Consider the following 8613-nt stretch of genomic DNA (forward strand, 5'->3'; position numbering starts at 1 on the left):
GCTCCCCCGATACCCTGTCCAGGTGCAATTCGACGAGATCGTCGCGGTCCGGAAGGGCAACGCGGCATGGCGGCTGCTGCGGGCCGACAACGCCCCGCTGCTGCTCGCGTTCCTCGGTCGGGTCTTCGTCGACGACAATGTCCGGGAGATCTCCGAGTCGGCGCTGGTGAGCCTGCTCGACGACGAGCTGTACGGCCTCAACAAGCGCCTCGGCGAGGGCACCTATCCGCGCACCCCGAAGGCTTACCTCGACGAATGGGCCGCCGCCGACACCGGGTGGCTGCGCAAGTATTACGTCATCGAAAGCGACGAGCCGCACTACGACGCGACGCCCGCGGTGGAGCGAGCGGTCGCCTGGGTCCGGTCGCTGCGGGACCGCGGGTTCGTCGGCACCGAGTCGCGCCTCAACACCGTCATCGATCTCCTCCGACAGATCGTGTACGGCGCCAGCACCGACGCCGAGATCCGGCTCACCGAGCTGCGCCGTCGTCGCGCCGAGATCGATGCGGAGATCGAGGCCGCCGAACGCGGCGACTTCAACGTCCTCGACGAGACCAGTCGCCGCGACCGCTACCAGCAGTTCGCCGACATCGCCCGCGCCCTGCTGTCGGACTTCCGCGAGGTGGAGTCGAACTTCCGCAGCCTCGACCGCGAGATGCGCGAGCGGATCGCCACGTGGCGCGGCACCAAGGGCGAGCTCCTCGACGAGGTGGTCGGCAGCCGCAACATCATCAGCGACTCCGACCAGGGGCGCAGCTTCCAAGCCTTCTACGACCTCCTGCTCTCGGCCGACCGGCTCGACGAGCTCGACGACCTCGTTCGCCAGACGCAGGCGCTCGACGGGCTCGTCGACGACGACACCCGCCTCACCAACATCCACCACGACTGGCTCGACGCGGGCACCCGCGCCCAGAGCACCGTCCGCCGGCTGTCGGAGCAGTTGCGCCGCTTCCTCGACGATCAGGCGTGGCTCGAGAACCGCCGCGTGATGGACCTGCTCCGCAACATCGAATCGACCGCCTACTCCATCCGCGACCGCCGCGCCGACGACTTCGAGCACGAGATCGACTCCCCGACGCCCAGCGTGCACCTGCCGCTCGAACGACCGCTCTACCGCCTCGCCGCCGCCGTCGAGGTCGCCAGCGACGGCATCGAGGAAGGCCACGCGGAAGGCGAGTCGACCGCCCTGTTCGAGCAGGTCCACATCGATCCCGAGCCGCTGATCGCCCGGGTCCGCACCAGGCTTCGTCGCGCCGATCAGGTGACGCTCGCCGACGTCATCGCCGACACCCCGATCGAGCAGGGTCTCGCCGAACTGATCACCTACCTCTCGCTGACCGACGAGGGCTTCACCAAGACCTTCGACGAGTCGGCCACCGAGACCGTCTCGTGGACCGACGACGCCGGCCGCGGTCGCACCGCCACCGTGCCGCGGGTGATCTACGTGCGACCCACACCCGACAGCAACCGGCAGGAGAATCGATGAGCCGCCCCGTCCCCCGCGACGAACTGAACCTCGCGCTCGCGGTCACGTCGCTGATGAAGGGCGTGGTCTACCGCGACACCGCCGAGACCGCATGGCGTCACGTCCTCGGGCTGGCCGCACAGATCAGCGACCACGTCGCCACCCTCGGGCTGGCGGTGGTGATCGACGAGGCCGAGGGCTACGCCTTCCTGCGGTCCAAGGGCGACGACGAGCTCGCTGATCTCGGCATCCCGCGCCTCGTCGCGCGCCATCAGTTGCCCTTGCACACCTCGCTGCTGCTGGCGCTGCTGCGCAAGAAGCTGGCCGAGCACGACACCACCGATGCGGGCAACCGCCTGGTCCTCGCCGCGGAGGAGCTGCGCGAGCTGATCGGACCGTTCTTCCCCGCCTCCACCAACGAGGCCCGCACCGTCGATCAGGCCGACACCGCGATCCGTCGCGTCGCCGACCTCGGCTTCCTGCGACGTATGCCCGGTCAGGACGGCGAGTACGAGGTGCGCCGGGTCATCAAGGCGTACGTCGACGCCCAGTGGCTGGCCGATTTCGACACCCACCTGGCCGAATACGCCGAGGCGATGATGCAGGAACAGCGATGACACAGGAGCAGCGATGACCGGATTGTTCGCGCCCACCGAACTCGAGAACGCGGCCTCGTCGCGCTCGGGTTTCCGACTGCAGCGCTTCCAGGTCCTCAATTGGGGCACCTTCGACCAGCGCGTGTGGACCCTGAACCTCGACGGCGAGAACGGGCTGCTGACCGGCGACATCGGTTCCGGGAAGTCGACGCTGGTGGACGCCCTCACCACCCTGCTGCTGCCTGCGCACCGCGTCGCCTACAACAAGGCGGCGGGAGGCGAGTCCCGCGAGCGCGACCTGCGGTCGTATGTGCTGGGCTACTACAAGTCCGAACGCAACGAGGTCACCGGCGCCTCGCGTCCGGTGGCGCTGCGCGGCATGAGCAACTACTCGGTGATCCTCGGCGTCTTCGCCAACGAGGGCTACGACGAGACCGTCACCCTGGCGCAGGTCTTCTCCATGCGGCACGACAGCGGGCAGCCCGAACGCTTCTTCACCGTCACCGACCGCGCACTCGACATCGCCACCGATTTCGCCGACTTCGGCTCCGACCTCCGTGCCCTGCGCAAGCGGCTCAAGGAGGGCGAGACCCGCATCCACGAGCACTTCCCCGAGTACGGCCGCGACTACCGTCGATCGCTGGCCATCCGTTCCGAGCAGGCGATGGAGCTGTTCCACCAGACGGTCTCGATGAAGGCCGTCGGCAACCTCAACGACTTCGTCCGCGACCACATGCTCGAACCGTTCGACTCGTCCGGCTGGGTCGACACGATGGTCGCGCACTTCGAGGACCTCACCGCCGCCCACGACGCCGTGGTGCTGGCGCGCACCCAGCTCAGCGAGCTGGAGCCGCTGCTCACCGACCACGACAAGTACCGCAGCCACACCGAGATGTCCGCCGAGATGAAGGATCGTCGCGCGGCGCTGCGCTTCTACTTCGCGCAGCAGCGCGACGACCTCCTCGGCAACAGTCTGGACGAGCAGAACCGCGACCTCGCCGCCACCCGGACCGCGCTGGAGACCGTCGACCGCGACCTCGCCGACCTGCGCCTGGCCCTCCGTGAACTGGAACTGCGCCAGGCAGGCCTCGGCGGCACCGACATCGCCGTCCTCGAGCAGCAGATCGCTGAGACCGCCCGCCAGCGCGACGAGCGCTCGGCCGCGTTCGACCGGTACAGCAGGATGATCGACGACGCCGGCCTCGCGCCCGTCGCCGACCGCGGCCAGTTCGAGCAGCGTCGCACCGAGGTCAGCGATGCCGTGGCCGCGCTCGACGCCGACGCGATCGAAGTGGAGAACGCGCTCAACGAGGTCCGGTACAGCCGCCGCGAACTCGACGGCGAAGGACGGCGCGTGGCCGGCGAGATCGCCAGCCTGCGCGGCCGCACCAGCAACATCCCGGACCGCAACCTGCGGATCCGCGAACTGATCTGCCAGGGCGTCGGCATCCCCCACGACGAGCTCCCCTTCGTCGGCGAACTGATCGGCGTCCGCGCGGACGAGAGTCGCTGGGAGGGTGCCGCCGAGCGCGTGCTGCGCGGCTTCGGCCTCTCCCTGCTCGTCGCGACCGACCTGTACGACGACGTCTCCGCGTGGATCGATCAGAACCATCTCGGCGGCCGGGTGGTCTACTTCAAGGTCTCCGACCACGTCTCATCGAAGGGCGCGACTGCCCCGCCAGCGGCCGCTCTCGCCCACAAGATCGACATCAAGGAGGGGCCTTTCGAGGCGTGGCTGGAGCGCAGGCTGTTCGAGCGCGCCCGGCACATCTGCGCCGAGACGCTCGACGAGTTCCGCGCGGCCGACGTCGCCGTCACCGTCAACGGCCAGGTCCGCTCCGGCGGCGGTCGCCACGAGAAGGACGATTCGCAGCGCGTCGACGACCGCCGCAACTTTGTCCTCGGTTGGAGCAACGAGCAGAAGATCTCGGCGCTGTTCAGCGCCGGGCAGCGGGTGCAGGACGACCTCAACCGCGCCGACGCCGAGATCACCGATCTCGAGGAGCGTCGGCGCAACCTGATGGACCGTCGCAATGCGCTCATCGGCCTCGACGCCTACCCGAGCTTCGACATGATCGACGCCGCCGGGTCCAGTGCGCGGGTCGCCGAGCTCGTCGCGCGCAAGACCGAGTTGGAGCAGTCGTCGTCGGAGCTGGCCGAGGTCACCGACGCGATCGCCGCCACCCGCGAGCAGCTGTCGGTGGCCGACGCCTCCCGTGACGGCCTGCGCGACAAGGTCTCGCGCCTCGAGATGGCCCGCAGTCAGGGCGAGCAGGCGCGCGAGGCCGCCCGCGAACTGGTCGGCGATCCCGAGTTCGCCGACGCTGAGCCGCATTTCGCGGCCATCGGCGCCGACGTCGACCAGTACCGTGCCAAGGCCCGCGCCGACGTCGGCGACGACCATCCGCTCACCGTCGCCGAGTGCGGCGAACTCGAGTCGTCGATGACCAACAAGCTCACCGACGACTCCGAGCAGCACGCCAGCCGCGCCGGCACCTACGAGACCCGCGTGGTGAATCGGATGTCGGAGTTCAACCGGAACCATCCGGTGCTGACCACCGAGTTCGACGCCGACATCGCCTCGGCCGACGAGTACCGCGAGTTGCATCGCCGCCTGGCCGAGGACGACCTTCCCCGCTTCGAGGACGAGTTCAAGAACTACTTGAACACCAACGCGATCCGCGACATCGCGATCTTCGCCGCCAAGCTCAACAAAGAGGTCCACCTGATCGGCACCAAGATCGACACGATCAACGAGTCGCTCGCCGGGATCGAGTACAACCCGGGCCGCTACATTCGCCTGGACGTCAATCCGTCCGCGTCGCAGGAGATCCGGGAGTTCCGCGCCGATCTGCGCCAGTGCAGCGACGGCTCGTTCGAGGCCGACAGCGACGACCATTACGCCGAGGAGAAGTTCCTCCTGGTCAAGGCACTGGTGGAACGCTTCCGCGGCCGCGAGGGCTTCACCGACCTCGACCGCAAGTGGACCGAGCAGGTCACTGACGTGCGGAATTGGGTCACCTTCGCCGCCTCCGAGCGGTGGGTGGAGACCGACGCGGAGTACGAGAACTACACCGATTCCGACGGCAAGTCCGGCGGCCAGAAGGAGAAGCTGGCCTACACCATCCTCGCCGCGTCGCTGGCCTACCAGTTCGACCTCAAGTGGGGTGCCACCATGTCGCGCGACTTCCGCTTCGTCGTGATCGACGAGGCCTTCGGTCGCGGCTCGGACGACTCGGCCCGCTACGCCCTCTCACTGTTCGCGAGGCTCGGGCTGCAGCTGCTGATCGTCACCCCGCTGACGAAGATCTACACCATCGAGCCGTTCGTCTCCGCGGTCGGCTACGTGGAGAACCGCGGCGGCAGCTACTCGCAGCTGCAGTGCCTGACCATCGAGGAATACCGCGAGAAGCGGGCGGTGCGGGATCTGGTGCAGGTCGCTGTGGATGAGTCTGCGCCATAGTGACCGTCCGGCGCACTGACGGCCGCCGGACTCGCACCCGAAACGGGAATGTTTCGTAAGTTACTCAGCCCCACCTGCATAGTTGCTATGGGTAAGCATTCGCACCTATAGTTGCTTACCGTAACTAAGGAGGACTGCGTGGTCGACGACGAACAAGCTCGGCGCATCTTGGCCGAGGCCATCGAACTGGTGCGTCTGTTCGAGATGGGCCGCAAGCGCAACCATGGCGGCGGCATCACCGGCACCAAGATCAGCATTCTCAAGCACCTCAAGCGGACGGACGCCCGACTCACCGAACTCGCCGAGGCCCTCACCGTCTCGCTGCCCGTCGCCTCCCGTGCCGTCGGTGCCCTCGAATCCGAGGGGTACGTGATCCGCCGTGCCGATCCCGACGATGCGCGTGCATCGCTGCTCTCGCTGAGCCCGATCGGTCTCGACTACGTCAAGGCTCGCCAGTCCAAGTTCATCGCACACTTCGCCGAGCGCCTGGCGGAATGGTCCGACGACGACGTTGCCCAGGCCGAGGCCGTCCTCAGCAGACTCCGCGAACCGCTCGCCGCGACCTTCGAGGCACAGCCCGCGAACTCGTCCACCGAACCCGCGCGCTAACTGCCTCACTGCCCGTTCCACTGCACTTTCTGAAAGGTCTCTCGTGACCGCTCCCGCAACCGCCGCGACCGCAGGCCCCAAGGAGTACTCGCACCGCGAGATCCTGGGCGTCATGACCGGTCTGCTGGCCGCCCTTTTCACCGCGATGATCTCCACGACCATCGTCGCCACCGCCCTGCCGACCATCATGGCCTCGCTCGGCGGCACTCAGCGTCAGTACACGTGGGTCATTACCGCGAGCCTGCTGACCATGACCATCAGCACCCCGATCTGGGGCAAGCTGTCGGACCTGTTCAACAAGAAGGTCCTGACCCAGACCGCGATCGTGCTATTCGTCGCAGGCTCGGTCATCGCCGGCTTCTCGCACGAGGTGTGGCTGCTGATGCCGGCACGCGCTCTGCAGGGCATCGCGATGGGTGGCCTCATCGCCACCACGCAGTCGGTGATGGGCTCCATCGTCACCCCGCGGCACCGCGGTCGCTACGCCGGCTACATGGGCGCGGTCATGGCCGTGGCCACCGTCTCCGGTCCGCTCCTGGGCGGACTGATCACCGATCACCTGGGCTGGCGCTGGACCTTCTTCGTCTGCGTTCCGCTCGCCGTCATCGCGCTCATCGTCCTCCAGCTGACCCTGCATGTTCCGACCGCCAAGCGCGACAGCGTCAAGATCGACTATGTCGGCGCCGTGCTGCTCTCGATCGCCGCCGCCCTCCCGATGCTCTGGGTCACGTTCGCCGGTACCTCGTACGACTGGATCTCGTGGCAGTCGGGCGCCATCCTGGTCGCCTTCCTCGTGGCCGCCGGACTCACCGTGGTGGTGGAACTGCGCGTCCCCGAACCGATGCTCCCGCTGCGCGTGCTGCACAACCGCACCACCGTCCTGATGATCATCGGCAGCCTCGCCGTCGGTGTCGCGATGTTCGGTCCCGGTGTCTTCCTGACCCAGTACTTCCAACTCGGCGTGGGCAACTCGCCCACGGAGGCCGGCCTGATGACGATCCCGATGATCGTCGCGCAGATGCTCAGCGCCACCATCGGCGGCCAGATCGTGAGCCGTGTCGGCCGGGTGAAACCGGTCATGATCTTCGGCGGAACCCTCATGCTCATCGGCCTTGCCGGACTCGGCATGATCGACCACACCACCCCCTATGTCCAGGTCGCGATCTTCATGGCCATCGCCGGTGCAGGCATCGGCGCCCTGATTCAGAACATCGTCCTGGTGGTGCAGAACACGGTCGACGTCACCGAAGTCGGCGCCGCTTCCGGCGCCATCGCCTTCTTCCGCTCGCTGGGCGGCGCGGTGGGCGTCTCAGTGCTCGGCGCTGTGCTCACGAGCCTCGTCTCGGGCAACGTCAACGATGGACTCGCTTCGATCGGCATCGACGCCAGTGCGATGCCGTCCGGCGACACCAAGCTCGACATCAGCAGTCTGCCCGGCCCGGTGCAGACGGTGATCCACTTCGCGTACTCGGATGCGTTCGGCCCGATCTTCTTGATCTCCGCCGCCACCGCCGTGGTGACCTTCGTCTGCATTCTGCTGGTCAAGGAGGTGCCGCTCCGCACGACCATCGCGAAGGCGCCGGCCAAGGACGCCGCTCCCGAGGCGACCGACGCGGCGCCGCAGGCCGAGCTCGACGCGGACGTCGAGCGCCGCGACGACGACCCGCTGGCGAAGGTGCCGGTCAGCCGCCGCTGACCGTCGCCCGCTCAGCCTCGACACTCCGCCGATCGCGCTGGTCCTTGATCGCAACAGCCAGCGCGATCGCGAGGACCAGCGCGATCACCGCGAATCCGACCGGAATCGCCAGACCCCACGAGCCGTCGTCGAGCAGCGTGAACACGATCGCGGTGATGACCGCGATGCCCACCGCGGTGCCGATGCGCTGACCGGTCTGCATGATCGCGCCGGAGCTGCCCGCATACGTGAGGGGGACCTCGGCGAGGGTGAGCGCCTGGTTCGGGCTGATCACCGATCCCTGCGCGGCGCCGACGAACGCGAGGGTCAGGACCAGCCACCATTCGCTGGCCAGACCGGCCTCGTGTAGCACCACCACCAGGATGCTCAATCCCAGCCCGATCAGTCCGCTGATCAGGCCGCCGATGACCACCTTGCGCCCGTAGTCGCTGACCCGGCGGCCCGCCCAAATGGACGACAGCGACGCCATGATCGCCGCCGGGATGCCCACCGACCCGGCAGCGAGCGCCGAATGCCCGGCGCCATTCTGCAGATAGATGGCCACCAGCACCCACACGCTGGTCATCCCGAGGAAATAGAGACCGACGATGATCGTTCCGTTGGTGAAACTGCGGGTGCGGAAGATCGCGAGGTCGACCATCGGGCTGCCGCCGCGGCTCGGGTACCAGCGTTCCCAGCGGACCCAGAGGTAGAGCAAGACGCCGCCGAGCGGCAGCGCCGCCCAGACGATCGGATAGTTCCCGGACTCCACGAAGGGCAGCAGCAACGCCAGGACGGTGAGCCC

At 67.8% G+C, this 8613-nt stretch carries 6 protein-coding genes; 5 read left to right on the forward strand and 1 reads right to left on the reverse strand.

Going from position 1 to position 8613, the window contains the following annotated elements; genetic code table 11:
• Positions 1 to 22: 22 nt before the first annotated feature.
• The 5 genes from GX543_RS10900 to GX543_RS10920 all read left to right on the forward strand — a co-directional run bounded on the left by GX543_RS10900 (position 23) and on the right by GX543_RS10920 (position 7829).
• Complete coding sequence (locus tag GX543_RS10900; RefSeq protein WP_290851926.1) at positions 23 to 1486, forward strand: DUF3375 domain-containing protein; 1464 nt, start codon at positions 23 to 25, stop codon at positions 1484 to 1486.
• Positions 1483 to 2082 (forward strand): DUF4194 domain-containing protein, encoded by a 600-nt coding sequence (locus tag GX543_RS10905; RefSeq protein WP_290851927.1) that lies wholly within the window; start codon positions 1483 to 1485, stop codon positions 2080 to 2082. The genes GX543_RS10900 and GX543_RS10905 overlap by 4 nt, the downstream gene beginning before the upstream one ends.
• Before the next feature lie 13 nt (positions 2083 to 2095).
• Positions 2096 to 5524, forward strand: coding sequence for an ATP-binding protein (locus GX543_RS10910; RefSeq protein ID WP_290851928.1), 3429 nt, complete (start codon positions 2096 to 2098; stop codon positions 5522 to 5524).
• 138 nt (positions 5525 to 5662) lie between these two features.
• Entirely contained in the window at positions 5663 to 6133 is a 471-nt protein-coding gene (locus GX543_RS10915) for a MarR family transcriptional regulator (RefSeq protein ID WP_290851930.1), read from the forward strand.
• 43 nt (positions 6134 to 6176) lie between these two features.
• Positions 6177 to 7829, forward strand: a complete 1653-nt coding sequence (locus GX543_RS10920) for an MDR family MFS transporter (RefSeq protein ID WP_290851932.1) — start codon at positions 6177 to 6179, stop codon at positions 7827 to 7829.
• On the opposite strand, the gene GX543_RS10925 is transcribed toward GX543_RS10920, so the two are convergent.
• A partial coding sequence (locus GX543_RS10925) for an MFS transporter (protein WP_366929064.1) occupies positions 7816 to 8613 on the reverse strand: 798 nt, incomplete at its 5' end. The genes GX543_RS10920 and GX543_RS10925 overlap by 14 nt on opposite strands.

The organism is Gordonia sp. (in: high G+C Gram-positive bacteria), assembly GCF_012515855.1.
In the GTDB taxonomy this organism is placed as follows: domain Bacteria; phylum Actinomycetota; class Actinomycetes; order Mycobacteriales; family Mycobacteriaceae; genus Gordonia.

Coding starts and splice junctions, on each gene's coding strand:
- GX543_RS10905 (WP_290851927.1), top strand. CDS start 1,483: ATGAGCCGCCCCGTCCCCCGCGACGAACTGAACCTCGCGCTCGCGGTC.
- GX543_RS10910 (WP_290851928.1), top strand. CDS start 2,096: ATGACCGGATTGTTCGCGCCCACCGAACTCGAGAACGCGGCCTCGTCG.